At 34.3% G+C, this 519-nt stretch carries 1 protein-coding gene; it reads left to right on the top strand.

Going from position 1 to position 519, the window contains the following annotated elements; all coding sequences use genetic code 11:
• The coding region (locus AC27IT_RS28265) for an AMP-binding enzyme (RefSeq protein ID WP_487092334.1) at positions 1–519 on the top strand (519 nt) is incomplete at both ends.

Here is a 519-nt window from a genome sequence, read left to right as displayed (position 1 = left end):
AAAAGTACATGATCATGTACAGATTCAAATTATTAATCCAATTACAGGTAAACAAGCTTCTTTTGGAGAACAAGGAGAACTTTGTGCAAAAGGATATTTAACAATGAAAGGATATTACAAAATGCCGGAAGAAACAGAAAAAACAATTGTAGAGGGCTGGCTACATACAGGAGATTTAGCTACCATCGATAAAGATGGCTATGTAAAAATTACAGGACGTCTAAAAGATATGATTATTAGAGGTGGAGAAAACATTTACCCAAGAGAAATTGAAGAGTTTTTATATAGATTACCCGAGGTAGAAGATGTGCAAATTGTCGGTATTCCTGATCCAAAGTATGGAGAACGAGTTGCTGCATGCATTAAACTCAAGCAAGATTCTTTTCTTACCGCTCAAGAAATCAAAGACTTTTGCAAAGGTAAGCTTGCTCATTTCAAAATTCCCGAACATATTTATTTTATAGACGACTTTCCCATGACGGCATCCGGCAAGATTCAAAAATATAAATTAAAAGAAAC

Source organism: Brevibacillus sp. YAE8 (assembly GCF_057543335.1).
The sequence above is the reverse complement of the archived record's forward strand: the minus strand, read 5'-3'. Positions and strand labels throughout refer to the sequence as shown.